The following is a 24632-nucleotide window of genomic DNA, read 5'->3' on the forward strand; positions in this document are numbered from 1 at the left end:
TTTGCTATTTTAGTAGCGTGAAGCCCAAAGTACTTATAACTCTGTTTGTGGCCTTGGGGGCAATTTGTTCTTTTGCCCGCGTGGTCGAGGATTCCAAGAACCGATTTGTCTTGGACGATAATGTTATTGAATCCAACATTCATGAATGTTTGGATCCTAGTGACCGTGGCGGAGTTTTCCTGCCTGAAAACGCTGCCTACTTGGATGGCAATGCGGTTCCTTTCCGCCATTACTATGTCGCTGTTCCGTCGAATCAGAAGCCATCTGTTTCTGTGACTGATTCTAAATTGGTTCCTCTGGGAAAGGCTCTTTGTAAGGGCGGCCCTGGTGGAACTTCGGATTCCTTGCGCATTTTGCCGGTGAATGTTTCTGAACCGTTCTTGCGCGATGGACTCTGGATAACCGATATCCGCGTTCCCCTTTATGTCAAGAATGGTTCCTCTGTTTCTCTCCGCAAGAATTTCCGCTTGAATGTCCAGTTCAACGGTTCCGTAAGCGGGGTCAATCCGGGCAAGCGTGCTCTTTCCAAGGTGGCAAACCCTGTAGCGGCTTCCCGTTTTGGAACGTCTAGGGCCAAGTCTATGAAGGCTTTGCGCAAGGAAGCGGACGCCGGTTTGGGCGATGTTTCGTTCCTGGCTAGACTCCAGGTGGGTGACAAGGGCGACAGGAGCATGGCCTCTTTCAGCGAAGATGGCTTGTATGCGGTTCCCTTTAGCGCAATCCGTAATTCGCTTGTGCTGTTGCAGCGTCAAAATGCCATCGATGGTATTCCTGTAGAAAGAATTTGCCTTTATGGTGCGTCGCCCGATACCTTGGCGGATATGGGTCCTGGTATAGAAGAACGCAAGCCGAACCAGATTTTTGAAATTCCCATCGAAGTCCGTGACCATACTCCTGGAGGCAGTACTCCCGATGGCATCTTTAATGATGGCGACTCCATTATTTTTGTCGGCTATGGCAGTGGATTCTGGAAACGTTGCGACCGTGAAGATCCGATGTTCGTGAATGGAAAAATGGATTATTTCCATTCCTATTCTCCGTATTCCTTTTACCAGAAATTCCTGTTCGGCTATAAAAATTCCGGCAAGGGACTCCGCCTGAGTCAAAAGGTGGCGGCTCCTTCGGCGAATGGAAAAGATGTTGCCTGGTTGCGCTATGTCCGTGCCGAAAAAGATGCTCTCTTGCGTGACACCTACTTTGGAAAGGAACTGGACTGGGAAAGAGCGACCGGTAAGGAATGGTTCTGGAAATGGCATGGCCGTTTTGAAACCACCCGTGTCACGTTTTCCAATGACGAAATCAGGGAAATCGTTGACTTGCCTGGCATGGTGGAGGGAGGCAAGCAGTATGTTGCAACGAGCTATTTCCCGCACCGTTCCCTGTGGGCTAATTCGGCAGTCCAGGGCTTCGATCAGGTGGCAAACCTGACGCTTTCGAGTGGCAACTATAAAAAACGCATGGATTCTATTGTCTTTGCTTTGGAAGTGAATGGCCTTCGCGCAGAACGCTATGAGATGGAGCTTATTCCGGGCGGTAATCTCCGCATGGATAATCCGGGGCTTTTGATGCAGGGCAACCAGTATGTTCTTGAAATGCTGCCTAACAACAGACAGTTTGACCGCTTTGACGGCTTTACGGTTGCTTACCAGTGGAACCCTGTGGTTGATTCCGCAGAATGGCTCTTGCCCGGCGGAGCTGTTTCGGGTGTGATCAATGTTCCTGTTCCGGCGCAGACTCAGGTCCTGAAATTCTCGAACCTGAAACCGGTTGGCTTCTTGGCGGCGTCGGGAACGGTGGCGAAGGATAGCATTCCTGCCGGCGAAGATGTAAGGTACTTGGCTGTCCGCGAGAACGTGTACCGTTCGGGACTGAAGGTCGAAGGCATTCCTGATTATGGCGATGGCGTTCTGAAGGATCTTTCGAAGCCCAATTCGAAATTGGAATACTTGATTATCACGCCTACTGAATTTCTGGAACCTGCAAAGGCCTTGGCCGAGTTCCGCAATGACGAATCTTCTGTGAAGGCGATTCCGACTTCGGTGGTGACTCTTGAAGATATTTATGACCACTATACGGGTGGACGTTTGTCGCCGGTGGCAGTTCGCAACTACATTTCTTACGTTTATTCTGTATGCCCGAACTTCCGCTACGTTTTGCTTGTGGGCGCAGGCAATTTTGACTATCGCGGCTTTGACAGCAAGTTGTCGAAATCTTATTTCCCGCCTTTCGAAAAAGAAGACGCTGTGGTCGAAGACTTCTTTGGCGTACTCGATTCCGGAGAAGCGGTGATGTACGGCCGTTATGATTTGGATGTCTCGGTGGGTAGACTTCCGGTTTCTTCGGTGACGGAATTTGCCAACTACATCGAAAAGGCGAAGGATTACGAAAAGAAAGGTGTCATGGACTATTCGGATTGGCGCTCCACCTTGTTGCATGCGGCCGATGACGCTCGAAATAGCGGCATGGACGATATGACGAAGCATACGTGGTACCAGGAATCCGTAGTGAAGGCTCTTGATCAAATGGCCATTTCCAAACAGGAACGCTGGAGTTTCAAGAAGGTCTATTTGCTGGATTATCCGGAAGATGCGGCAAGCCAGAAGAAGGGGGCCGCTGATGACTTCATCAATATTTTGAATCAAGGCGCCCTGTTTACGACTTACTTTGGACACGGTTCCAAGACGGATTGGGCTAGTGAAGGGCTTTTGAAACCGAGCTACATTCCCAAGCTTTCGAATAAGGGCCGTTATACCATTTTGGGATCCTTCTCTTGTACGGTCGGTCGTTTTGACGAAGGTACAAGCCGTTCGCTTTCCGAAGAATTCCTGGTGGCTCCTAATGCGGGTTCTATTGTTTCTATTGGTGCGACTCGCGAAACCTTTGCCGATTATAATTCGAATTTCGGAAAGAGTATCCTGATGAACGCCTTGATGGAAAATGGCGAAACCATTGGCATGGCTGTTCTTAAGACGAAGCGTTCCGTTGGCCTGGACTACGATAGGCAACGCTATAACAATGAACGTTACGTCCTTTTAGGTGAACCGGTGATTCGCATGCCCAGCAGTGATTTCAAGATATCGCTGGATACGCCCCTTGACTCTATCAAGGGTCTGGATCGTATGGCGTTGTCCGGTACTGTAGAAGGCATGGATGACGGCTATATTGATTTGGTGTTGCGTGAAGGTCGTATCTATAAGAGAATGTCCTTGGAAGTGAATAATGATTCCCTCGATGTGTTCTATGATGGGGGATTGATTTATTCTGAAAAGATTCCGGTGAAGAACGGCAAATTCTCTACGAATTTTGTGACTCCCCGCAAGATTTCCATTGGCGACACGACAGCGGAATTTAGCGCTTGGGCCTATTCTACGAACGAAAGTTCTGTCGGCCGTTCCTGGCTCAGGAATCTGGTCATTAGCGGAATCTCGGATTATGCAGATTCGCTGAACGATACGTTGCCGCCGACAATTCAGATTCAGCCTTGTTATGGCGGCGTGGCGACGAATTTTGCTGATGGAGAAACGGTCAAGATGCAATCTCCGGCATGCTTGCAGGTGATTGTCGAAGATTCTACCGCAATCGACTACAGAGAACATGCCGACGAAGGTATTGCCTTTGAAATCGAGGGCGTTCAGGATCCGTTCCACCCGTGGCCTTACCTGGAACAGACTTCGAAGCGCGCAAAATTGCGCATGAACTTTACTTCGGAACAGTATCCTGCGGGCAAGTACGTGTTCAAGGTGTTTGCAAAGGACGTTTTGGATAATGTGTCGACCAAGACTTTGAATGTTGAAATTACGGACGACATGGAAGCCGGTCTTGCCGATGTATTCAACGTGCCGAACCCGATGGGCAAAAAAGGAACAACGTTCTACTTCAAGAATTTGACTCCCGATAACAGAACTTCGAAGGTAGACATCTTTATCTACAACCAGAACGGCAAATTGGTGAAAGTGATTAAAGATGCTGTTTCGGGTGTGACTCATTGGAATGGCCGCGACAATCACGGTCGTCCCCTTGCAAACGGCCTGTACCATTACGTGGTGCGCAGCACCGTGGCCGCTAGTGGTGATTTCGGAAAGAAAACTTGGACTAAAAAACAGAAACTACTTATTTCGAGGTAATTATGGATTTGAGAGAAAAGCCTGGGAAAGTTCAGACTTTTTTGGAATGGATGTTGCGTTTTCGTTTGATTTCGCTCGTCGTAATGGTGATTGCGACGGTCTCGTTTGTGGCTACAGGCTGGGAAGAAATTGTATCGCTCCCGATCGGATCTTCTGAAGCGTTTGGAATGTGGCTTGCCGAAACAGAAGGTGCAAAAGCCTTGTGGGAATCGGCTCGCTACCTTGGCGTGGCAAGCGTTGCTTGCGTGGTGATGTTTGTCGTGTTTGGCGGAGCCCGTGCGGGGATTGCCTCGGTGGTGGCGGCGCTTCTTTCGTTTACAGGCTTGTATGTGCTTGGTGGCGCCGAAAGTATGCCGCTTCCAATGTATGGCGTGTTGGCGCTGGTGGCGATTGTCATGTTCATTTTCGTGAAGCTTTCGGTGGCCTGTGCGCTGTTTCCGTTCGCGGTTTCTTGGCTGTTCCTGAGCGGAATACTTGAGATAGTCTCTTCGAAGTTTGGCGCTTCGGCTGGCCTTGTGTGGGGCGTGCATTCTGCATTTGCCTTTGCTTGTGCAATGGCTTTTGCCGTGGTTGCTGGCAAGCACTTGGCTGCTGGTGTGCCGCAGGCCGGTGCCTTGGTGAAGGCGGCCAAGCAGTTGCTGGTGCCGGTAATGGGTGGTGCCTTGTTGCTCGTTGCTGCCATCACCTTTGACATGGGTGAACGCAATTGGGCTTATGCCGTAATCCAGTTTGTGGCGTATGCCGTATGGTTCTACGTGTTCTTTTTCTCGATTTCGAGCTTTGGCCCGTGGGAACGCCTGCGTTCCGGTAGCCGCCGCGTCGAAATGAAGGACAAGAAGAAAAAAGGCGCTGGCAAAAAGAAGAAGTAAGCCTCCGCTCTACATGCGTGTCCGTGGACAACTTGTAAATGCTTTTTTATGCCATAAACGCCCTTTCTGTGCGAAAAAAGGGTAGATTTATAAAAAAGCGTTGGTGACGCAAGGAGTATCACGGATGTTTGAAATGTCTTCCAGAATTTTGGCTATTCTGTGTGGGTTCGCGGTTTGCGCGTCCGCCGCGGTGGACCAGTGTAAGCCCATCGGCTGGGCGACCCGTTCGGGCCGTACGTCGACCCCCTTCGAAGTGACCGGAGGCGGTAACGCAACCCCCATTACGGTAACGACATTCGCCGATTTGCAAAAATACGCGAAGGATTCCTCGCCGCGAGTTATCTACATCGATGGAACCCTCGGTAGCGGCTGGAGCGGCACGACCGGCGACCGCCTGAATATTACCGGCTCCAACAAGACAATTATCGGCCTTAAACCGGGAACGCTCTTGAAGGCTCCCATCCACATCAGCAAGGCCTCGAACATCATTGTCCGCAACATCGTTATCCAGGGCCCGGGCAGCAACGCCGACCAGGCGTGGGACAACCTCACCATCGAAAACGACGGTTCCAAGAACATCTGGATAGACCACTGCGAATTCTGGGACGGCCAGGATGGCAACGCCGACGTGGTGAAGGGCGCTGACAATGTAACGTTTACGTGGTGCATATTCGGCTACAAGAAAAAGAGTACGCACAACCTCTCGAACCTTATCGGCAGTTCCGACAACGAGCCCGTAAGCGAGGGCAAGCTGAATGTGACCTACATGTTCAACTGGTGGAAGGCTGCAAACCAGCGTAAACCGCGTTGCCGCTACGGGAACGTGCACGTGGTAAACAACCTTTTGACGGGCGATGCAAGCGTTACAGGCGGTACCGACGTGCTGGGTGTTTCGGCAGGCCACATGTGCCGTGTGCGTACCGAACGGAATGTGTTCATCAACGAGGCAAACCCGATTTACACCGGCAACGCGAACGGCACCGGCGTGAACGAGGTAATCGACAACATCTTTACGAACTGCTCGGGCAACACGAAGGGCACGGGAACGTCGTTTACGCCGCCCTACGATTACACAGGCTTCATGCTGCCGGCAAGCGAGGTGGAAGCCGCCGTGAAGGCGAACGCGGGGGCGACACTCAAGAGCCCTACGGAATGTGATGCGAACTATGTGGAGCCGCCGCCTCCGACTCCCGATAAGCAGTACCAGGCCGAAAAGGGCTCCATTACGGGTGGCGTTTCTGAAAGCAGCAACTCGGGCTTTCACGGTGACGGATACGTGAACTTTGACAAGGGCGGAAACGTGGTCGTGCCCGTGAAAGTGGATACCGCGGGCCAGTATAAGTTCGAAATCGATTTCGCTAACGGCTCTGGCGAGGCGCGCAGTCTTGCTGTAAGTGCGGGCCTCGACACCGCGACCGCATCGTTCAAGGCGACGGGGGCGTGGACGACCTGGAATACGCAGGAAGTTCTCGTGAGTCTTGCCGCGGGCGAAAATGCGGTTAAGTTCGCAACAGTCGGCGGCAATGACGGCCCGAATATCGACCAGTTCGAAGTAACGCTTGTGAAGGCGCAGGTGGTTTCGCCGGACACCTCGAAGAAGGATACGACTGTCTGCGACACGAGTTTGGGCGATACATCCAAGACGGCCATCCCGATGCTTTCGGGCTTGTCGCTCCAGCAAGGTGCATACACCGTGAGTGTCTATGCGACCGACGGAAAGTTTGTCCGTAAAACGGAAAATGTCTCGCAGTCGATGCTCCGTAACACGCGTGAACTGACCGCAGGCCTCCCCGCGGGCGTGTACCTGGTACGCGTTACCGCTCCGGGCGTAAGCAGAAGCTACTTTACCGCAGTGAAATAAACGCGAATCGCTTCGGCATGTAAAAGAAACAGCCCCGAAAATCTCGGGGCCGTTTTTATATCTTGCGCTAGGCCTGCGCCGTTTAGCGGTTGCGAAACCTCCGCAGCCTAAATCTTGGCGAGCTTCTTGAGCGTGGCGGCCTTGTCGGTCTTTTCCCAGGTGAAGCGTGCGCCCGTGCGGCCGAAGTGGCCGAGAGCGGCGGTAGCCTGATAGCCCGGCTTCTTCAGGTCAAGCATCTTCACGATGCCGGCCGGAGAGAGGTCGAAGGTCTTGGCGACAATGGCTTCGATTTCGCGGTCGCTGATCTTACCCGTGCCGAAGGTGTTCACGAGAACGGACACCGGCTTGGAGTAACCGATAGCGTAGGCGAGCTGGACTTCGCAACGGTAGGCGAGGCCTGCAGCCACAATGTTCTTTGCCACATAGCGAGCAGCGTAAGCGGCACTGCGGTCGACCTTGGACGGGTCCTTACCGCTGAATGCGCCACCACCATGACGGCCCATGCCGCCGTAGGTGTCGACGATAATCTTACGACCGGTAAGGCCGCAGTCACCGTGCGGGCCACCGACCACGAACTTGCCGGTCGGGTTCACGAGGTAACGGGTCTTCTTGTCCAAAAGCTTGGCCGGAATCACCTTCTTAATGAGTTTTTCGATGATTTCCTTTTCAATCGTGGCGTGCTTGAGTTCCTTGCCGTTCACGAATTCGTCGTGCTGGGTAGAAATCACGACGGTGTCCACGCGGACCGGCTTGTCGTTTTCGTCATATTCAACAGTCACCTGGGACTTGGCGTCCGGGCGGAGCCACTTGATCTTGCCCTGTTCGCGGAGCTTCTGGATTTCTTCCATGAGCTTGTGGGCGAGGCTGATCGGGAGCGGCATCAGTTCCTTAGTTTCATTGACGGCGTAGCCGAACATCATGCCCTGGTCACCGGCACCCTGCTTGTCATCTTCCTTACCGTCGGCGGCCTTGGCGTCCACGCCCTGAGCGATGTCCGGAGACTGCTTGTCCATAGCGACGAGCACGGAGCAGCCCTTGTAGTCGAAGGCGAGTTCCGGATTCACGTAGCCGATACCCTTGATGGTCTTGCGTGCAATCTGCTGGTAGTCAATCACTGCCTTGGTGGTGATTTCGCCGGAAATCACGACGAGGCCCGTGTTCACGAGCGTTTCGCAAGCCACGCGGCTGTTCGGGTCCTGCGCAAGGCAAGCGTCGAGGATAGCGTCAGAAATCTGGTCGCAAACTTTGTCCGGGTGTCCCTTGGACACCGATTCAGAAGTAAAGAGATAATGTGCCATGTAGGCTCCTTAATGTTTTCAGCACCAAAAAGAATGTCGCGTTTTTGAGCATTCCCAAGCGCTGAAAAAACGGGTTTGTGTTTTTCTATGCATAAATGTACAAAAATGCATAAACTCTGACAACTCCAAACAGCCCTTGTGGCGACCAATTTGTTCTTTTTACGGATTATTTTGTATCTTTGCGTTGATTCGCCAAATTGGGAATCTTTTTTATATCCCGCGGCAGGGTTATTGCCATTCCCGAGGGAATATTGCCCCATACATTGTTGTTTGAACCCGCAAAGCGAGCTTTTGCGTTGTTTGCCCCTATGCTTTTGGGGGCGTTACTCTGTTTTACGCCTGTGCATGCCGAAAAGCCCGTGTCGCTGGATTTCGTGGACACGCCAATCGCCGAGGTGGTGCGCCTGATTTCGCTAGCGTACAAGACCCCTGTGCTGGTGGACGATGCTCTCGATTTGAAGGTGACGTTTCATTTAGATGGCGTGGGCGTGCTGGAAGCCTTGACGGCGCTCTGTTCGGCTCACGGGCTTGAATTGGTGCAGCGGGAATCTGTGTTCCATGTGCGGCGTGCGAGTGCCCGCGGCGAACATGAATTTACCTTGCACGATTCGTTTGTTTCACTGTCGGTAAAGGATAAAGAGGTGAATGAATTCGTGCGCGAGTTTGCTTTGAATTCGGGTCTGAATATTTTGGCGGAACCCGGACTTGAAGGCCGCATTACGGGCGAGCTTCGCTCCATGCCTGCCGAGGCGGCATTTCGCGTCATCATGTCTGTACATGGTTTTCGGGTTTGGCGTGAAAATGGAATTCTAAGAGTGAATTCTGTTAATGCGGACAAGCGTACTCGCGAAGGGAGTGCGCCCGACGACAAAATTCGGATTTACAAGGACGGTGACTTGTACAGTGCCGAGGTGAACGATGGCGATTTGGCGCAGGCGCTGAATATGCTTGCCGAGGTGGCGGAATTGAACTTGGCGCTGTACGGCGATATCCGCGAAAGTATGCGACTCAAGTTGCATGCGGTGACGCTTGAATGTTTAATTGAATCGCTGTTCAAGGGGCGGCGCTATAGCTTTGCGCTTGATGGCAAGACTTTGTATGTGAGCGAAGGCGGTACGCACAAGGCGCTTTCGGCAAGCAAACTCTACCCGCTGCGGCATGTCCATAGCGAACGGGCACTCGCGTACTTGGGTAAGTTTGCGCCTAGTCCGAACTTTGTAGCGACCGAGATTAAGGAGCAGAATGCGCTGCTGCTGGGCGGTTCGCATTTCGAAATTCAGATGGCCGTTGATTTGCTCAAGCAGATTGATATCCCTGCGCTACAGGTGACGCTCTCGTGCATTGTGGTTGAATTCAAGCGCGGGCGTGGCTTTGAAATCGGGCTGCACAGCGGTGCCACGCGTAAGAGCGCGGAACGCGATCTTGGCGCGCGAGGCTACTTCGATTTTATGGGCAAGGACTTTTCGGTGGCGGGCGCCTTCGGTAAAATCGGGCTCTTGCCCGACCGCTTTGAATTGGAACTCGCCTCGCTCGAAGAAAACAATCAGGCCGAAGTGCTCGCGCGCCCGCGCTTGACCACGCTCAACGGCAATAAGGCGGAACTCAATGTAACAAATACCGTCTACTACTTGGTGAGCCAAGTGTCTGCTGACGGTTATCCGATTACAGATTACCGCTCCTTTAACGATGGCATTTCATTAGAGCTGACGCCGTCGGTTACGCAGGAGGGAAGAATCACTTTAGAGGTCTCACCTGAAATCAAATCGGCCGGGCGCAGCTCCGGCGACGGCCCTCGCGACATCAGTACGCGGAACTTGAAGACGATGGTGGTGCTGAAAGACGGCGAAACGCTTTGCCTGGGCGGCCTGATTCGAAAAAGTAAATCCGAGGTGCGTTCGGCGGTGCCGTTCCTCGGAAGTATCCCTCTGCTTGGACGCTTATTCAGTTACACCTCCGAAGAGGATGAAGAAAATGAACTTGCCATCTTCATTACGCCTCATGTGGAAAAGGCGGGCTTATGATGGTTTGGCTTGGGATGCACTGCGCGATTCCTGTAGAGGCGAAACTCTTGACGTGGGAATGCATGACCACGTTTGATGAAATCCCGGTGCAAGCGGAACTTGAAAATCTGTTTGAAAAAGAATTTCCGCGAACGTGTTTGCGCTTGCATGAGTGCGGCGGATTTTTTCGGATATGGCACTTGGTCTCTTTCAATTCTGCTGAAGGACGCCGCTCTAGATTTTTGGTGGCGTTGGTGGAGTCTCCGCTTGAAAATAGTAGGCGGGCGTTGCCGCGGCAGATTTGGCTTTCGGCGGCGACAGACCAGATGATTCGCGCGTTGCCCGAAAGCGATAACGCCGGTAATTACTTGTGCTACGCTCACGCAGAAGGTCGGCTTTGCGTACTTGTATTCTTTGAAGGCCGACTATGCCATTGGTCCGAGGAATCGTTTGCGGAAGATTGCTCCCGCGCAACGCTTGATGCGCGAATGAAACAGGCGGTTTCTCGCTTTAGGCGGTTCTTGGAAAGCGATGCGTTGTTTTCGCGGGCAAAGCATTTTGAAGAAATCAACTTGCTAGAGAATGTTGAATCCGATTTTTCGCTGGCGTTATTCAAGCGTGCTTCGCGAGATTCTTTTTGGCGAGGATGCGACCTGCGAAAGCCCGAAGGGAATGCGACGAAGGATTTCACTGCGTTCGCTGGCGCAATGCTTGGACGCAGGACTTTTTGGCTAGTAATTCTTGCGCTCGTATTGTTGCTCGGAAAATTTTGGACTCTGGGCGAGAAGTTGAATCGTGATTCGCTTTTGAATTTGAATGATGTGGTGCCGCCGGAATTGTCGATGCCGGAAATCTCGTTGCTGGAAGTTGCGGCGGAAGAAACCTCGGCTGAGAAACCGCGGGAAATTAGCGTGCCGCGAGAGCGTAAACAACAATGCGTTCTGCCGGAGCTTTTCTTGAAGGGGGTCGTAGGTGAAACATTTGCCGTGGTCGCGGTAGCGGGGGAATCTAGAGAAGTCTTGACGGGAGACTCGTTAGGTCTATTTGAGGTTCGGGCGGTAGGCCGCGACCAGATTATTTTGACTTGCGGCGATTCTAGCATCGTGAAGAAGGTGGGCTCTCATGGTTTCTGATTTTTGCATGAGTAGGCGAGGCGCCGTTTTGCCGCTGGTTTTAGGAATCCTTTTGGCGGTGACGCTCCTGCTGACATCGCTTTTGCAGATGCCGGGCGGGGTGCGACGAGTTGCAAAGCACCGCGCCCAAAAGCAACAGCAGATTTATGATGCGGAATCCGCCCTCATTGCGTACCTGGAGGGCTTTCCGGAGGGGTATTTTAGGGGTGAACCGTGGAATATGAACCTCCCGAAAGTTGAACGTTCGCGGCTAGGCCCGTGGGCGGATTTGTCTGCGAATTTATCGGCACCGCCGGGCGAAGCGTTACAGCACATTCATGTGCTCGCGGGCGTAGCCTGCGACTGCGGCTGTAATATGCTCAAGTCGCACAAGCTCCGACGTGAAATTTATGAGGGCTTTAGGCAACAACTGAATCGCGAAATCACCATGGTGCGGCCACCTCTCGCATTGGAAATCAAGTCCGGAAACCGTCGGCTTATGGGACGGGCTTCAGCCGGTTCATCGGCTAACTTTCAGGCGCTTTGGGTGCAAGAAGGAGACTTGCTGCTGGATTTGGACGGCTACGGAAATTCTGCTCCTCAAGCGTTTTCCGGTCGTTATATGGCCGATGGCTCGATTGATGTGCGTGGGAGCGCTGACTTCGATACGCTTCGTTTGTATGCTCGCGGGCCTATTCACTTACGCGGCTCGCTTCTGCGAGGCTCAATCAAAATCCGGTGGCTGGAAGCCTTCAGTGAAGATCGAATTGAAATTTCTCGGGGCGTGGAGTTCGCCGGTGTCGCCATCGCCCGGCATGAAATCGCCTTTCCGAACGGGGCTCGCAAGGTCGGGGTGCGGTATCCCTCGTTTGTGATGGCGGCTGAATCGGCGAATCTGCCACTAGAATTGGATCAGGATTCTGTCTTGGTTCCTGACTTTATTCCTGGCGATTTAAAACCCTTTGAGTGGAGCTTGAAATGAACGGTAGCCTCAAACCCGGTTTCACCTTGATGGAAGTCTGCGTGGCACTCTCGGTGCTTGCGGCGGGTATCGTCGTGTTCGGCCGTTACCTAGATGGCTTTAACCGTGTCCGGGCGCAGGAGCGTCTGCATGTGAATGAAATCCTTGCCGCGGCGCAGACGATGGAATCGCTTGTTTTGACTCCGCCGGCTTGCCTAGATTCATCTTTTACCTTGAATGGGGTTGACGCCTCGCTGAAGGTGGTGCCTGGTGTAAAACCGCTCGCGTGGGCTCAAGTGGGTTCGCTGCGGAGGCTTGTGCGATGCGTGCGGTGAGAGGCTTTACCCTGATAGAGCTCCTGGTCGCAGTCGTGTCCGCTTCGATCATATCGCTTGCGGCGCTTCAGTTTTATGGGGGCTACCACAGGCTTTACCTGCACTTGTACGGCGACTACCAAAAAGAAACCGCCGCAATCCTTGAGGAACTGCGGCGGATAAATCCTTATTGCTTAGGCGCTAGAATTAAGCGGTAGCTTTTTCTGCCTTGGCTGCGGCCTTTTCAGCGGCGCGGGCTCTGTGCATTTCAAAGAGGTTGCCGATGTAGTGCATGAAGCTCAGCACGCTCACAGAGAGGAAGCCGACGGAATAGAGGGCGAGGAACGGTCCGATAATGAACTTCTGTGCACCGATGTATTCCAAAAGACCGAAGATGCAGTAGACGCCAACGCCGAGTTCGACAACGGCCTGCCACGGGAACTTCTGGGCGTAGTGGCTCTTGGCCTTCTTCTTGGATCCGCCGCTCTTCGGCGTGCGGACGAAGCTGCCCTTGGCACCGATCACGGCAGAGAACACGGCGCGGGAGTTGCTGACTGCAATGCCCACACCCAGAGCCATGAGGATGGGGAGGCTGAGCAGGCGGATCTTCCAACCGGTGTAACCGGAGCAGCGCTGTGCCACAAAGTAAAGAACAGAAGGAGCGATAGCGGCGAGGAAGATAAAGCTGAAACCGACGGTGTAGGCCCAGGTCGGCAGGTGTGCGACCGGTTCAAAGAAGGCGAGCAACGGCCAAGCACAGAGGGCGGTAAACAACATGCAGGGGTGGATCGAGTAGTGCGTCGTGTGGAGGATGGCGCCAATCTTTACGCGGAGAGGAACCTTGGCCTTGAGCACGCGCGGCAAAATCTTGATAGCGGTCTGGATAGAACCCTTTGCCCAGCGGAACTGCTGTGCCTTGAAGGCGTTGATGTCGTTGGGGAGTTCGGCCGGAACGATCACGTCGAACACGAACTTCATCTTCCAACCAGCGAGCTGAGAACGGTAAGAAAGGTCCATGTCTTCGGTCAGGGTGTCGCCTTCCCAGCCGCCACCGCCATAGATGGCCTGCTTGCGCCAAACACCGGCGGTACCGTTGAAGTTCATGAAAAGCTTGCCCCAGCTACGGGCGGACTGTTCCACCACGAAGTGGCCGTCGATACCGATAGACTGTGCAAGGGTAAGACCGGATTCGGTGCGGTTCAAGTGGCCCCAGCGACCCTGGACCAGACCGATCTGTTCGTCCATCACCAGGTAGGGGATTGTCTTGAGGAGGAAGTCCTTCTCGGGGACGAAGTCGGCGTCGAAAATGGCGAGGAATTCACCCTTGGCCACTTCCATAGCTTCTTTAAGAGCGCCGGCCTTGAATTCGGAGCGGTTCGTACGGTGGATCAGCTTGATGTCGTAGCCCTTGGCGGCGAGTTCAGCAACTTTCTTCTTGGCAACTTCGTAGCATTCGTCGGTAGAGTCGTCCAAGACCTGAATTTCGTGCTTATCCTTGGGGTAATCAATAGCGCAAACAGCTTCGAGCAGGCGTTCAACACAGTTGGCTTCGTTAAAGACGGGGAGCTGGGTGGTAACCTGCGGCAGCTCGTCCATGGAGTGTTCGCGGTAGAACTGCAGAATCTTTTTGCGGTCAGAAAGACGTGTAGTGCGGCTGTTCTTCAAGAACAGGTAGATGCTATAGTAACAGCTAAAACCGTAGATGACAAGCCCGATGCCTGCGATGACATAGACAACGAACATGATGTCGAGTAGGATTGTACTGATTGCCATAAAACCGTATAACCTATATGTAAAACCTTTTGCTCCATTCGGAACTTGCGGCCAAATATAGAAACCTGCAAGGAAGTTTGCTACATTGTGGCAGAGATTTTCTTGAAAAAAATATCAAATAAAGACCCCAAATGTCTGTAAAAAACGAAAAACATGCACTTGAAAAGTGGATGGATGCCCAAAAAGGGAATCCTGGCTTCGAAATTGCGCTCAGAAGGCTAATTTCGTTCGCCTGTTCGGAGTGGTACAGACGTGAAAATTTAGTTACGATTCCCCCCGAAGAGGCCCTTGCCCGGGTGCTTGCCGCGAACCTGTCCGACTACCCCCTGGGAAGGTGGTTGGACTCGCCTGCGAGGTTCGCCCCCGAAATTGCAGATTTTTGTGAGCGGACCAAGGTGGACCCTCTGCCGGAAACCCTGAAGGGTGGGGTGCCGACGCTGTTGGACTTGCGCGGGGTCGTTTGCCCGAACAATGCCATGCGCAGCCGCCTAGTGATGTCTGGCCTCCCTGACGGGGCGGAACTGGAAATCTACCTGGACGATGGGTCGCCTATCGAGAATGTGCCTGGAGCCCTAGTCGCCGATGGCCATGTTGTCAAAAAAAGGCAAAAAAAAGAGGGCTTTTGGTCGATTTCTGTGGTCAAACGGCCTGGAAGAGTGTAGATTATAGGAGTAATGGAAAACAGGATACTGATTATAGGCGATGAACTTTTGGGAGAACAGGGCGAGGCTGCCAACCGCTTTGCCGAAATACTCCTTTGTCGCGATGCCAACAGGCCTATCCAGTTTTCTATCAATGCCCCTGCCCCCCAGACTTTGCAGCAACTTTACGACCGCGCCTCGGCCGACATCATCGGTAAAAAGGCGGGGCGGATTATAGTTGGCCTTGGACTCAAGGAATTGAAGCGGGGCGGTAAAGATTATAATGGGGTTTTTGCGGCCTACGAGAAGTTGGCCGACGAAATCCTGAGCAAGACGCTAGCCTCCATTCATTTTCTGACCGTCCCTGAAGACATGTTCCCGGTGGCGCCCTCCCAGTTGACGGCGTTGAACGACTGCATTCGCGGGTTACAACAGAAAGATGAAAAGCGGGTAAAGATTTTGGATTTTGCGGCCTATGTGGCCGATTTCAAGGAAAAACAGCTGGAACGCGGAAAGTTCGGCCGTAGCCTCTATACCGAAGATGGCTCCCCGACATCGATTTGCAATACGTTTATGGCGTTGTTCCTTTATGATTGTATAAAGAAAGAATTGAAATAAAAAAAGGAAGGTACTATGAGCTTGACAGACGATCATTTCGCACGCAAGATTGCGGCCCAGAGCAAGGCCTGGGAAGACACCAGTGACGCTCCGAAAAAGGAACGTACCCGTGAACCTGCCGCCCCCAAGATGGGTATTTGCGACAAGTGCAAGAAGGAAGCCCTTTTGCGCTCCTACCGCTTTAAGGAAACCAGCGTCAGTAACGGCGCCGCCAGCTTCGGCACGGTGACCAAGCACCTTTGCGAAGATTGCGCTCCTAAGTCTCGCGCCCAGAAGGACGCCGAGGTCCCGCAGCTCGACAAGAAGCAGCTGAAGAACCTGATGCGCTCGGCACGCAAGGCTTTGAGATAACCGCTCGCGCCCAATCTACTAAGTACGTACCCAGAGCGCTCGCTCTCGCAACCACGCCTCGTTAATACGAGGCGTTTGTTGCTCACGGAGACCGCTCGAATACAAAGACCGCTCGGCTCTATCGCTTTTTATAAAAAACGGCCCTGGCGAAAGCCAGGGTCGTTTTGATGTATCCGTTTTGCTAGAGTGTATGGATTACATGTTGCTGAAGATTTGGAATCCGCTGTAGGATTCTTGTCCGTGTTCGCTTTGGTCGAGGCCGCGGAGTTCTTGACGTTCGGTAACGCGGAGGCCCATGGTCTTCTTGATGACGTAGAAGATGAGGCTAGCAGCACCGAAGCAGGGAACCGCGTAAGCGATCACGCCGATGGCCTGAGTGCCGAGGGTGTAGTCGCCAGTGATGTCGAAGATACCGACAGCGAGCGTACCCCACACACCGTTCACCAGGTGAACCGAGAGAGCACCGACCGGGTCATCCAAGTGCAGGCGGTCGAACATGAAGACTGCACCGACTACGAGCACACCGGCGATGGCACCGATAATCCAAGAAGAAAGCGGGGAAACCACGTCTGCACCGGCAGTGATAGCGACGAGGCCAGCAAGGCAGCCGTTGAGGGCCATGGTGGCGTCCGGCTTCTTCGAAACAATCCAGCTCGTGAGCGTTGCGGTAATGATACCTGCGACAGCGGCGAGGTTCGTGGTCACGAGAATCCAGCTAGTAGCCTTCGGGTCGCCGGAGAGAGCAGAACCGGCGTTGAATCCCCACCAACCGAACCACAGCATGAACACACCGATGGTTGCGAGCGGAATGTTGTGGGCCGGAATAGCGTGCACCTTGCCGCCGACATACTTACCGATACGGGGTCCGAGAATCATGACGCCTGCGAGAGCTGCCCAGCCGCCCACGGAGTGAACGAGCGTAGAACCTGCGAGGTCATGGAAACCGGCCTTGCCGATGGTGGAGAGCCAGCCACCGCCCCATGTCCAGCTACCCACGATGGGGTAGACCAAGGCAACGTAGACGATGGTGAAGACGAGGAAGGAGTTCAGCTTCACACGTTCGGCGACAGCGCCAGAGACAATGGTAGCCGCGGTTGCTGCAAACATCGCCTGGAACAACCAGTCGGTGAAGAGGGTGAAGTGGCCGTTGTAGGCGGCGGTGAACTTAGAGGGGTCAGCCCAGTCACCGATGCCGAATCCGGCAAATCCAAGTACACCGGAGATCGCGTTGAACGTTCCGGGGTACATGAGGGCAAAGCCGATGGCGGCATACATCGTGATACCTATGGCGGGAACCGCGATGTTTTTGAAAGCGACGTTGGCCGCGCACTTGGCACGAACAAGACCCGCTTCGACACAGGCAAAGCCCAGGCCCATGATAAACACCAACATGGCGCTGATCATGATCCAAATGTTTTCTGTCATAAAGATGGCGTCGCTGACAGGTACGACAGTTGCTGCTTCGTTCATTGTGGAAAATCCTTTTGATTGTGGTTACTGTTTAGCCAATCGCTTCGGGGCCGGTTTCGCCGGTACGAATGCGGATGCACTGTTCGAGTTCGGTAACGAAAATCTTGCCATCGCCGATGGTACCGGTCCTTGCGCCAGCGATAATCGCGTCGATGCAGGGCTGTACAAATTCATCGTTCACGGCAATCTTCAAGCAGATTTTCTTGAGCAGATTCACTTCGGTTACGACGCCGCGGAAACGTTGGTTGTAGCCCTTCTGCTGACCGCAGCCAAGCACGTTTGTGACGGACATCTTGAAAATGCTTTTCTCGTATAGCGCTTGCTTTACGAGGTTTAGTCGTTCGGGTTGGATATAAGCTGTAACGAGCTTCATGTTCCTATCCTTTGTTGAGGTTGTTTTCTTGTTTTGCCCAACCTACTGCAAAAGGCGTGCCAAAATTGAATTTTGACTCCAACCGACAAAAAATGGTCGTATTTAAGAAGAAAATCAGCTTTTGATAATGTATGTTTACAACGTGTGTTTTTCGATAATTGAAATGATAACTGAAATTGTAAAACTTCGCTTTGTGCCTGAAATTATGTTATATTTCGTAGAAAAGCAGGTGAATTATGTCTATCGGAATTCCCGAAATTATCTTGATCGTGGTGGTTGTGCTGCTCCTGTTCGGGGCTAAGCGCATTCCGGAACTGGCCCGTTCGCTGGGTAAAGCTCAGAACGAATACAAAAAGGCGAAGGATGCCCTGAAGGAAGAAGCCGAGGATTTGCAGAAGACTGTCGAGAAGGCCGCCGAAGCGGAAGACAAAAAGTAGAAGAGATCCTTCGACTTCGGCGCTCCGCGCCTTCGCTCAGGATGACACTTTAGTTTCGTATGCAAGAAGCTGAAACCAATTTAATCTCTCATCTGGAAGATCTCCGGCGTGCGTTGTTGCGTTCGCTTGCGGTACTTGCCATAGGCATTGTGCCGCTCTTTTTAGTTTCGCCCTACGTTTTGGAGTGGTTTTGCAGTCAGATTGCTTTGCAGGGTGATTTTCAACTCCATTATTTTTCACCGCTGGAAATTTTTCTGCTGCAGCTTAAAATTGCCGCCCTTTTGGATGTGGTGATCTGCTCGCCGGCTATCGCGTGGAATATTTGGCAGTTTGTGCTGCCAGCCCTCTATGAAAAAGAGAAAAAGTTTATCCGTTCCATTGTGGCGTTGACCTCACTTTTGTTTGTGGCGGGTGTCGCCTTTTGCTTGATCGTTTGCTTTCCGCTGATTGTCAAGTTCGGCATGAGTTTTGCCAGTGATTTGCTGCAGCCTGTTTTTGGCGTGTCGAATTTAGTGAGTCTTGCCCTCTGGCTTTCGCTTGCTTTCGGATGCATGTTCCAGTTCCCGCTGGTGACTTTTGCTTTAATCCGCGGCGGAATTGTCGATTACGAGACGGTATGCAAAAAACGCCCCTACGTGGTAGTGGGCGTTCTCGCTCTCTCGGCGCTTTTGACTCCGCCGGATATTATAAGCCAGCTGGTGCTTGGAATGCCGACTTATCTGCTTTTTGAAGCGGGGCTTCTGGCGGCAAGGCGTTACAAAAAGCCCCGCATGTAATTGCGGGGCAGGCTTAAGAGAATAAAGCCTTTTTTAACATTCGAGACCTTCTCCGCACTCCTGGCAAGTAGAACTGCTTGCGCAGGGGAGGAGTTCGTCTACTTCTTGAATTTCCTTGACTCGATCGTCGTCCTTATATCTTAAGTACTTCACGTTTGTGTAGACTTTGCTCACGGTGAATGTGAGTGCACCTATCTGGAAACTGCTCAATTTTGCGCCGTCAGGGTAAATAACGTCTACGACAATGGTGTCGCCGGAAATTTCGGTGTAAACCGCTTCTATGACAAAGTTGTTAGAGGCGTTGTAACCATCGTCGCGAATCGAAATGGTTCCGTCCTCATTCCTTGCCATCACGACGCGCGGGGTTACTGCCATTCCTTGGCGGGGCGAGAGCGTGGCGTTTCTTGCCTGGGCGCGAGTGTCACTGGAGTCAGGAGGCGGCAGGTATTCCCACTTGCCTTCTACGCACTGGTAGTGACGTTCGTAGAAATACAGCAGCGTGTCCGTGTCGCAGGGTTCCAGGTCGGGCCTGTAGATTCCGTCAGGAATGCCGTCACCGTCGCAATCGCTGCCCGGATCACAGACGTTTACTAGAGTCCAGTAATTTAAAGCGCATCTGTATTCATCGCCGGTAGCGCAGTCGGTAACGATATCGATGTCCGTATCGGAGTTGCAGTTGGCACCTTGTTTCAATGCTTCGTTATCTGAAATGTGACGGCAATTTGCGATTTCCTTGCTGGAGCTTGACTTCGGATTGTCTGTGGATGAGGAAATCGGCGTTTCCGAAGACGAACTCGTGACAATGTCCTTCGAATCGATTACGTTGACCCATTCGTCGTCGGTCTTGCTGGCGGGGCACTTGTCCTTGGCGATGTCCGACTTTGCCGTGGTACGTTCAATGACCGGATCCTCGCTCACGTCACCGCAGTAGCTGAACAGGAATCGAACGATCTGGTTGCTCGTGTTTTCTTCGCAGTTCTTGGCTTCGATATCCACGACCTTCATGGTGTCAGGGGAGATGTATTCCAGCACGTGGCCGGCATACTTTTCGTTACCGTAAAGGTTGAAGGAGTAGAGCGAGCATTCGTTTGTGCCGTTCTTGGTTGCTTCAACCAGGTCGGCGTACTTGGCGGCAGCCTTCGGGAACAGCGCTTCTATAGCGCTGATGTTCTGCTGTACGAACTTGCGGACGCCCTCGCCATCGAATTCCGTGGAATTTGTGGAGCCGTCCATAGCCGGAGTCCTGGAGACCATTTCGCTCTTGTTGAATGCAAGCACGGCCTTGTCGAAGCGGTGCTTGGTCTGCAGACCGTATTGCTGCAGGTAGGCGTCCAGCGAGCCGTCGTTGATCTGCGGAGTCTGTGCATCTCCGCTCGACGAAGAATTCGTCTGCTGATCGTCTACGCTGCTAGAGGAATTTTGATTCTGATCGCCGATGCTGCTCGAGGATTCGGCACCGGGCGTGCCCGAGCTGGAGGAACCCTTGTCGGCGATTTCGTTCAATTCTTCAGATGTTCCGGTGAGATCCTTGACTCCGTCGGAATCGCTGCAGCTGGTGCAGAGGAGGGCGAGTGCGCCCGCGATGCAAATGTTAAGCTTTTTCATTGTTGTTCTCCTTTATGCTTTTGGTAAGCGGGAATAATTGTAAATTCAAACGATAAACCTGTTCGATGTTCTTGTCTTCGGCGGCAATCGCAATAATCTTGCGGCGGAATTCGTCGATCATGCCCACGATGCGGTCGTAAGTGTTCTTGGAAACACCCATGGTCACGCCGCTAAAGTTGCGTTCGCCGGTAGGCAGCTCAAGTGCCGGGGCGGCGAGTTGAGCCATCTGGCGGTGCATGCCGCGGAGTGCGAGTCGGGTGGCATCAGGTGTGCCGCTGACGGAAGTTTCGGATTGCGCGAAAGATCCGTCTTTACCTTTTTTGAGAAGTCCGGTCCTAGTCAAAAAATCGAGCGATTCGCGGACTTCCTGTGCCGAGGTTTCGGCGTAGCACATCTTGGCCATTTCGCCGGGAGTGGCGCCGGGCATCAGAGGTGCAAGTTCACGCATCATGGGGTTGCGCCAGGTGTCGTAATAGGCGAACAGGTCGCCTTCGAGTACGCGCACCTTGTGGACTTTAGCAATTGCGAGCATGTCCTTGTAGGCAGCCTTTTTGGTTTCTTCGCTTGCGGCCTGGCCGAACTTGACCATGGCGCGGAAGTAATCCTGTTCAAATCCCGTGAGTCCCATTGCTGCGGCAACACGTTCTACACCGATCTTGCTGAGCTTGCTCTTTCCGTCGCACACCACCTTCATATAAGAAGAAGAGGTAAAACCGGCGATCTTCGAGAACTCGCGCCACGAGAACGCAGAACTGCGCTTGCGCTCCTCGTAGTAGTCCAGCAAGAACTGGCGGAAGTCTGAATATTCAATAATCGGTTTCATTGTTTTCCATCCTGTTATGCTAAGAATATATCTCTTTTTTATCCGCCTGTCAATACTTTTATGCAACAAAAGTTAAGTTTTTTTATAAAAAATCACAATGTTTTGTGATTCTTTATAAAAAATATTTCTATATGCAACACTCTGTTCAATATAGAGGGGTCCCCGAGAGAAGGACAATTCTCAGACGCCGCGGCGTTCAGGTTCCCAGATTATTTTATGTAACTGGACTTGAAACCGTACGTTGTTTTCGACCATTGTACGGCTGCCCAGTAGCCAGTTCACGATTTCATCGTTAGATAAATTTCCGAAAACGGGCGAAATGAATAGGTGCGGCATGTCGCTTTTCTTTTCCGCGAGGCTTTTGACGACGTTTTCGGTTTCTTTGAGGTCTTCGATTGTGCCTACCACAAATTTGAGGACGTCATTGCTTCCGAGCGTCTCGAGGTTTTCCATCTTCATCTTGGCGGTCATTCCGCTGCTTTTGCATTTCCAGTCCATGGTATAGAATAAGCCGGGAAAATGCCATTTGCAAGGGACGGTCCCGTTGGTTTCGATGTTGACTCGATAGCCGTTGCCGCTTAGCTGGCGGAGCAGTTCCTCTACATCTTGGTGGATCAGGGGTTCACCGCCGGTAAGCGTTACATGGGTTATGCCGCTGTATTCTTTTATCGCGTCTAAAATCTGAGTGACGCTCATTTGTTTGTAGTCAGAACCTTCGACGGCGTACATCGAATCGCAATAGGAACATCGCAAGTTGCAGCCGTGAAGTCTTATGAATACGGCGGGGAGCCCTGTTCGGAGGCCTTCACCTTCGATGCTTCTAAATATTTCGCAAACTTTCATGGACTAAACCTCGTATTCCACGAGATTGCCTTCGCTTTCCTGGATCTGCACCTTGCAGCAGTGGGGGACTTGTTCGCAAATCCAACGGGCCATGTTTTCGGCGGTGGGATTTGCATCCATCACGTCGTTTAAGAACTGGTGATCCAGCCTGCCGTGAACGAGTTCCTTGATGCGTGAAAAATCGACGACCATGCCGTTTTCGTCGAGCGTTTCGGACTGGCAGAACACCGTAATAATCCAGTTGTGGCCATGCAGACCGCGGCATTTGCTTTCGTAGGGGAGCGAGAGCTTGTGCGCTCCCGAGATTTCCATGCGCTTGATGACTCTGTACATATTACGCTCCGTATTCCGTGGTGTCTTCGATGCCCGCTTCGGCGAGGGCTTCTTTTCGTTCGAGGCAGGTGCCGCATTTGCCGCAATGGATTTTTCCGCCCTTGTAGCATGACCAGGTTTGGCTGTAATCGATGCCGAGGGCTTTACCCTTGCGGGCGATGTCTGCTTTAGAAATATTGGTGTAAGGGGCGTCTATAGTAATGCCTGCGTAAGTGCCTGCCGCAATGGCTGCCGACATATTCTTGACGAATTCTTCGCGGCAGTCGGGGTAAATGGCGTGGTCGCCAAAGTGATTTGCCATCATGACCTTGGTGAGGTCGCGACTTTCGGCAAGGCCTGCGGCTACGGAAAGCATGATTCCGTTACGGAAGGGGACTACGGTCGATTTCATGTTTTCGCTGTCGTAACTTCCTTCGGGAATTGCATCTGCGCCTTCTAAAAGCGATGACTTGAAATAGTCATGCATGAACTTGAGGGGAATCGTCAGGTGCGGAATCCCGAGCTTTTCGCAGTGGTACTTGGCAAAGGGGATTTCCTGGTCGTTATGGTTGCTACCATAATCAAATGAAACGGCGAGCGCGATTTCGTCGGCGCGTTCGTAAAGTAGAGTGGTACTGTCCATTCCGCCGGAAAGTACCAGCAAGGCGTTTTTCATGGGGGCTCCTAGTTTTGTTTATAGTCAGGATGGATTTCGAACTGACAGCCCCAAATATAGAAACTTTTCTAATTTTTTCCTTCAAACGGAATTAAGGAAACGCAGTTTCGCTTTTTCTTTGATATGTAGAGCGCCTTGTCGGCAAAAGAAAGCATGTCTGAAACGGTTCCGTCTCCGAATGTTCCGCCAAAACTCATCGTTAGCTTTACATTCGGGTAATCTTTCAGTACGATTTTTTTCTGCCTTGGCGCGCATGTGTTCAAGTCTGTTTTTCAGCACTTCATGACTGATGCCCTTGAACGAAATTAAGAACTCGTCGCCTCCATAACGTACGATGTGGTCTAAATTACGAACCGATGAACTCAGTATCGATGCTACGGCGGTAAGGGCTGCGTCACCACACTGGTGGCCGTAATTGTCATTCACATCTTTGAAAAAGTCGATGTCGGCCATTACGACTGCTTGGCAATTCTGTGATGCGAGTATCTCGTCGAAATACTTACGATTCATCACTTGAGTCAACGAATCCCTGTAGATTTTATCGTTGATTTCTGTGATTTCGTTAGTTTTATCGGTAAAGCCGAATACGGTTGTTTCTTCGCCAGTTCGCACCACCTTCATTTCGACATACTGACCGAGTTCGTTGTGGAATATTTTTGATAAACTATTGCCAACTGGCAAGTATTCTTTAATGTACGACTCGTCAGCCACTTTTCTGAGACTGTCCCGATCTTCTTCAAGAACCGTCGTGTCGAGGAGTTTTTCAACAAGTGCTTTGAAGGTCGGTGGTTCTTTCGTAGAGCCAATAGCGCTTTTGATTCGATCGCTAGTGCGGAAAATTTCCACCTTATCAGTTACAAAATCGACACTGGCAACGGAGGCGTATCCGTTCATGAGGGCATTGATCATGTTTTGTTGTTTGCGGTTCTGCTCCAAGAGCTCTTTCTCTTGTTCCAGCTTTGTCATTTGCGCGTTCACATTTTCGACAATATACAGGACTCGATGTAGAGGTTTTTCGTCGCCAATGCGTACAAATATCGCCTTACTCCAACCGTGAATCTTTCCATGAAAAATTTCTGATATCACATTTGAATCCTTCATGCGTTCTGGCAATGTTGAAAGAATTGTAAAGTTCTTGATGGTTTCAACACTTTCTGGACAAGCAAGATTCGACATGATATTGGTAATGCTTTCTTGTAGAGTGCTACCGCACTTCATGAATTTATCGATGAATTCGTTACTCTTGATAGGGAACGCAGTGTTGGTCTCAAGATCAAGTACATGCATCGAAATGTACAGTTCGGTGACGGCGTGAGTGATAGCTGTGAAAAACTCCGCAGAGTTCACAGGAAGGTCTGCTACAAATTTTTTGTAATTGTCCATAAGATCATTGCT

At 52.0% G+C, this 24632-nt stretch carries 23 protein-coding genes; 13 read left to right on the top strand and 10 right to left on the bottom strand.

Annotated features, from left to right (window positions below; all coding sequences use genetic code 11):
• The first annotated feature begins 17 nt into the window (after nt 1–17).
• From BUA40_RS00435 to BUA40_RS00445, 3 genes are all read left to right on the top strand, one after another.
• Nucleotides 18–4124: a C25 family cysteine peptidase gene (locus BUA40_RS00435; RefSeq protein ID WP_255369135.1), complete on the top strand. Its 4107-nt coding sequence runs from the start codon at nt 18–20 to the stop codon at nt 4122–4124.
• 2 nt (nt 4125–4126) lie between these two features.
• Nucleotides 4127–4993, top strand: coding sequence for a hypothetical protein (locus tag BUA40_RS00440; RefSeq protein WP_072797178.1), 867 nt, complete (start codon nt 4127–4129; stop codon nt 4991–4993).
• A gap of 133 nt (nt 4994–5126) precedes the next feature.
• A complete protein-coding gene (locus BUA40_RS00445) occupies nt 5127–6854 on the top strand; it encodes a pectate lyase family protein (protein ID WP_255369136.1) in 1728 nt (575 codons plus the stop codon).
• A gap of 107 nt (nt 6855–6961) precedes the next feature.
• Here BUA40_RS00445 and metK read toward each other — a convergent pair whose 3' ends face one another.
• Complete coding sequence (gene metK, locus BUA40_RS00450) at nt 6962–8152, bottom strand: methionine adenosyltransferase (protein WP_072797180.1); 1191 nt, start codon at nt 8150–8152, stop codon at nt 6962–6964.
• Between the two features lie 263 nt (nt 8153–8415).
• Between metK and BUA40_RS00455 the strand changes: the two genes are divergently transcribed.
• The 5 genes from BUA40_RS00455 to BUA40_RS00475 are packed head-to-tail and all read left to right on the top strand — an operon-like array spanning nt 8416 to nt 12757.
• Nucleotides 8416–10173, top strand: coding sequence for a type II and III secretion system protein (locus BUA40_RS00455; RefSeq protein ID WP_178299484.1), 1758 nt, complete (start codon nt 8416–8418; stop codon nt 10171–10173).
• A complete protein-coding gene (locus BUA40_RS00460) occupies nt 10170–11285 on the top strand; it encodes a hypothetical protein (RefSeq protein ID WP_072797182.1) in 1116 nt (371 codons plus the stop codon). Before BUA40_RS00455 ends, BUA40_RS00460 begins: the two co-directional genes overlap by 4 nt.
• Nucleotides 11275–12246, top strand: a complete 972-nt coding sequence (locus BUA40_RS00465) for a pilus assembly PilX N-terminal domain-containing protein (RefSeq protein WP_072797183.1) — start codon at nt 11275–11277, stop codon at nt 12244–12246. The genes BUA40_RS00460 and BUA40_RS00465 overlap by 11 nt, the downstream gene beginning before the upstream one ends.
• Complete coding sequence (locus BUA40_RS00470; RefSeq protein WP_072797184.1) at nt 12243–12560, top strand: prepilin-type N-terminal cleavage/methylation domain-containing protein; 318 nt, start codon at nt 12243–12245, stop codon at nt 12558–12560. Before BUA40_RS00465 ends, BUA40_RS00470 begins: the two co-directional genes overlap by 4 nt.
• Nucleotides 12548–12757, top strand: coding sequence for a PilW family protein (locus tag BUA40_RS00475; protein WP_072797185.1), 210 nt, complete (start codon nt 12548–12550; stop codon nt 12755–12757). The genes BUA40_RS00470 and BUA40_RS00475 overlap by 13 nt, the downstream gene beginning before the upstream one ends.
• Here the strand turns inward: BUA40_RS00475 and BUA40_RS00480 are convergent.
• Nucleotides 12747–14312, bottom strand: coding sequence for a glycosyltransferase (locus BUA40_RS00480; RefSeq protein ID WP_255369137.1), 1566 nt, complete (start codon nt 14310–14312; stop codon nt 12747–12749). The two genes, BUA40_RS00475 and BUA40_RS00480, sit on opposite strands and share 11 nt — an antisense overlap.
• A 131-nt stretch (nt 14313–14443) precedes the next feature.
• On the opposite strand from BUA40_RS00480, the gene BUA40_RS00485 reads away from it, so the two are divergent.
• Genes BUA40_RS00485 through BUA40_RS00495 form a run of 3 tightly spaced genes read left to right on the top strand, consistent with a single transcriptional unit; the run spans nt 14444 to nt 15922 of the window.
• Complete coding sequence (locus BUA40_RS00485; RefSeq protein ID WP_072797186.1) at nt 14444–14974, top strand: sulfurtransferase TusA family protein; 531 nt, start codon at nt 14444–14446, stop codon at nt 14972–14974.
• 12 nt (nt 14975–14986) lie between these two features.
• Nucleotides 14987–15571: a hypothetical protein gene (locus tag BUA40_RS00490; protein ID WP_072797187.1), complete on the top strand. Its 585-nt coding sequence runs from the start codon at nt 14987–14989 to the stop codon at nt 15569–15571.
• 15 nt (nt 15572–15586) lie between these two features.
• Complete coding sequence (locus tag BUA40_RS00495) at nt 15587–15922, top strand: hypothetical protein (RefSeq protein WP_072797188.1); 336 nt, start codon at nt 15587–15589, stop codon at nt 15920–15922.
• Nucleotides 15923–16117: 195 nt separating this feature from the next.
• Here the strand turns inward: BUA40_RS00495 and BUA40_RS00500 are convergent, their stop codons facing one another.
• Both BUA40_RS00500 and BUA40_RS00505 read right to left on the bottom strand, forming a co-directional pair.
• A complete protein-coding gene (locus BUA40_RS00500) occupies nt 16118–17392 on the bottom strand; it encodes an ammonium transporter (RefSeq protein ID WP_072797189.1) in 1275 nt (424 codons plus the stop codon).
• A 31-nt stretch (nt 17393–17423) separates the two neighbouring features.
• Nucleotides 17424–17765 (bottom strand): P-II family nitrogen regulator, encoded by a 342-nt coding sequence (locus BUA40_RS00505; RefSeq protein WP_072797190.1) that lies wholly within the window; start codon nt 17763–17765, stop codon nt 17424–17426.
• A 236-nt stretch (nt 17766–18001) separates the two neighbouring features.
• On the opposite strand from BUA40_RS00505, the gene tatA reads away from it, so the two are divergent.
• Nucleotides 18002–18202 (top strand): twin-arginine translocase TatA/TatE family subunit, encoded by a 201-nt coding sequence (gene tatA, locus BUA40_RS00510; protein WP_072797201.1) that lies wholly within the window; start codon nt 18002–18004, stop codon nt 18200–18202.
• Nucleotides 18203–18261: 59 nt separating this feature from the next.
• Nucleotides 18262–18978: a twin-arginine translocase subunit TatC gene (gene tatC, locus BUA40_RS00515; protein ID WP_072797202.1), complete on the top strand. Its 717-nt coding sequence runs from the start codon at nt 18262–18264 to the stop codon at nt 18976–18978.
• Between the two features lie 33 nt (nt 18979–19011).
• Here the strand turns inward: tatC and BUA40_RS00520 are convergent, their stop codons facing one another.
• The 6 genes from BUA40_RS00520 to BUA40_RS00545 all read right to left on the bottom strand — a co-directional run bounded on the left by BUA40_RS00520 (nt 19012) and on the right by BUA40_RS00545 (nt 24620).
• Entirely contained in the window at nt 19012–20583 is a 1572-nt protein-coding gene (locus BUA40_RS00520; RefSeq protein ID WP_072797203.1) for a hypothetical protein, read from the bottom strand.
• On the bottom strand, nt 20570–21406 hold the full coding sequence (locus BUA40_RS00525; RefSeq protein WP_072797204.1) for a TIGR02147 family protein: 837 nt from the start codon (nt 21404–21406) through the stop codon (nt 20570–20572). The genes BUA40_RS00520 and BUA40_RS00525 overlap by 14 nt, the downstream gene beginning before the upstream one ends.
• A 180-nt stretch (nt 21407–21586) precedes the next feature.
• Nucleotides 21587–22249: a 7-carboxy-7-deazaguanine synthase QueE gene (locus tag BUA40_RS00530; protein ID WP_072797205.1), complete on the bottom strand. Its 663-nt coding sequence runs from the start codon at nt 22247–22249 to the stop codon at nt 21587–21589.
• A gap of 3 nt (nt 22250–22252) precedes the next feature.
• Nucleotides 22253–22582, bottom strand: a complete 330-nt coding sequence (queD, locus tag BUA40_RS00535) for a 6-carboxytetrahydropterin synthase QueD (RefSeq protein WP_072797206.1) — start codon at nt 22580–22582, stop codon at nt 22253–22255.
• A 1-nt stretch (nt 22583) separates the two neighbouring features.
• Nucleotides 22584–23237 (bottom strand): 7-cyano-7-deazaguanine synthase QueC, encoded by a 654-nt coding sequence (gene queC / locus BUA40_RS00540; RefSeq protein ID WP_072797207.1) that lies wholly within the window; start codon nt 23235–23237, stop codon nt 22584–22586.
• An 81-nt stretch (nt 23238–23318) separates the two neighbouring features.
• Nucleotides 23319–24620 carry a GGDEF domain-containing protein gene (locus tag BUA40_RS00545; RefSeq protein ID WP_255369138.1) on the bottom strand — a complete coding sequence of 434 codons (1302 nt, stop codon included), beginning with the start codon at nt 24618–24620 and terminating at the stop codon, nt 23319–23321.
• Nucleotides 24621–24632: the final 12 nt, after the last annotated feature.

The organism is Fibrobacter sp. UWT2 (genome assembly GCF_900142545.1).
In the GTDB taxonomy this organism is placed as follows: domain Bacteria; phylum Fibrobacterota; class Fibrobacteria; order Fibrobacterales; family Fibrobacteraceae; genus Fibrobacter.

Bases quoted from the DNA above. Each gene is read 5' to 3' on its own strand.
- BUA40_RS00440 (WP_072797178.1), top strand. From the start codon at position 4,127: ATGGATTTGAGAGAAAAGCCTGGGAAAGTTCAGACTTTTTTGGAATGG.
- BUA40_RS00445 (WP_255369136.1), top strand. From the start codon at position 5,127: ATGTCTTCCAGAATTTTGGCTATTCTGTGTGGGTTCGCGGTTTGCGCG.
- metK (WP_072797180.1), bottom strand. From the start codon at position 8,152: ATGGCACATTATCTCTTTACTTCTGAATCGGTGTCCAAGGGACACCCG.
- BUA40_RS00460 (WP_072797182.1), top strand. From the start codon at position 10,170: ATGATGGTTTGGCTTGGGATGCACTGCGCGATTCCTGTAGAGGCGAAA.
- BUA40_RS00465 (WP_072797183.1), top strand. From the start codon at position 11,275: ATGGTTTCTGATTTTTGCATGAGTAGGCGAGGCGCCGTTTTGCCGCTG.
- BUA40_RS00470 (WP_072797184.1), top strand. From the start codon at position 12,243: ATGAACGGTAGCCTCAAACCCGGTTTCACCTTGATGGAAGTCTGCGTG.
- BUA40_RS00475 (WP_072797185.1), top strand. From the start codon at position 12,548: ATGCGTGCGGTGAGAGGCTTTACCCTGATAGAGCTCCTGGTCGCAGTC.
- BUA40_RS00480 (WP_255369137.1), bottom strand. From the start codon at position 14,312: ATGGCAATCAGTACAATCCTACTCGACATCATGTTCGTTGTCTATGTC.
- BUA40_RS00485 (WP_072797186.1), top strand. From the start codon at position 14,444: ATGTCTGTAAAAAACGAAAAACATGCACTTGAAAAGTGGATGGATGCC.
- BUA40_RS00490 (WP_072797187.1), top strand. From the start codon at position 14,987: ATGGAAAACAGGATACTGATTATAGGCGATGAACTTTTGGGAGAACAG.
- BUA40_RS00495 (WP_072797188.1), top strand. From the start codon at position 15,587: ATGAGCTTGACAGACGATCATTTCGCACGCAAGATTGCGGCCCAGAGC.
- BUA40_RS00500 (WP_072797189.1), bottom strand. From the start codon at position 17,392: ATGAACGAAGCAGCAACTGTCGTACCTGTCAGCGACGCCATCTTTATG.
- BUA40_RS00505 (WP_072797190.1), bottom strand. From the start codon at position 17,765: ATGAAGCTCGTTACAGCTTATATCCAACCCGAACGACTAAACCTCGTA.
- tatA (WP_072797201.1), top strand. From the start codon at position 18,002: ATGTCTATCGGAATTCCCGAAATTATCTTGATCGTGGTGGTTGTGCTG.
- tatC (WP_072797202.1), top strand. From the start codon at position 18,262: ATGCAAGAAGCTGAAACCAATTTAATCTCTCATCTGGAAGATCTCCGG.
- BUA40_RS00520 (WP_072797203.1), bottom strand. From the start codon at position 20,583: ATGAAAAAGCTTAACATTTGCATCGCGGGCGCACTCGCCCTCCTCTGC.
- BUA40_RS00525 (WP_072797204.1), bottom strand. From the start codon at position 21,406: ATGAAACCGATTATTGAATATTCAGACTTCCGCCAGTTCTTGCTGGAC.
- BUA40_RS00530 (WP_072797205.1), bottom strand. From the start codon at position 22,249: ATGAAAGTTTGCGAAATATTTAGAAGCATCGAAGGTGAAGGCCTCCGA.
- queD (WP_072797206.1), bottom strand. From the start codon at position 22,582: ATGTACAGAGTCATCAAGCGCATGGAAATCTCGGGAGCGCACAAGCTC.
- queC (WP_072797207.1), bottom strand. From the start codon at position 23,237: ATGAAAAACGCCTTGCTGGTACTTTCCGGCGGAATGGACAGTACCACT.
- BUA40_RS00545 (WP_255369138.1), bottom strand. From the start codon at position 24,620: ATGGACAATTACAAAAAATTTGTAGCAGACCTTCCTGTGAACTCTGCG.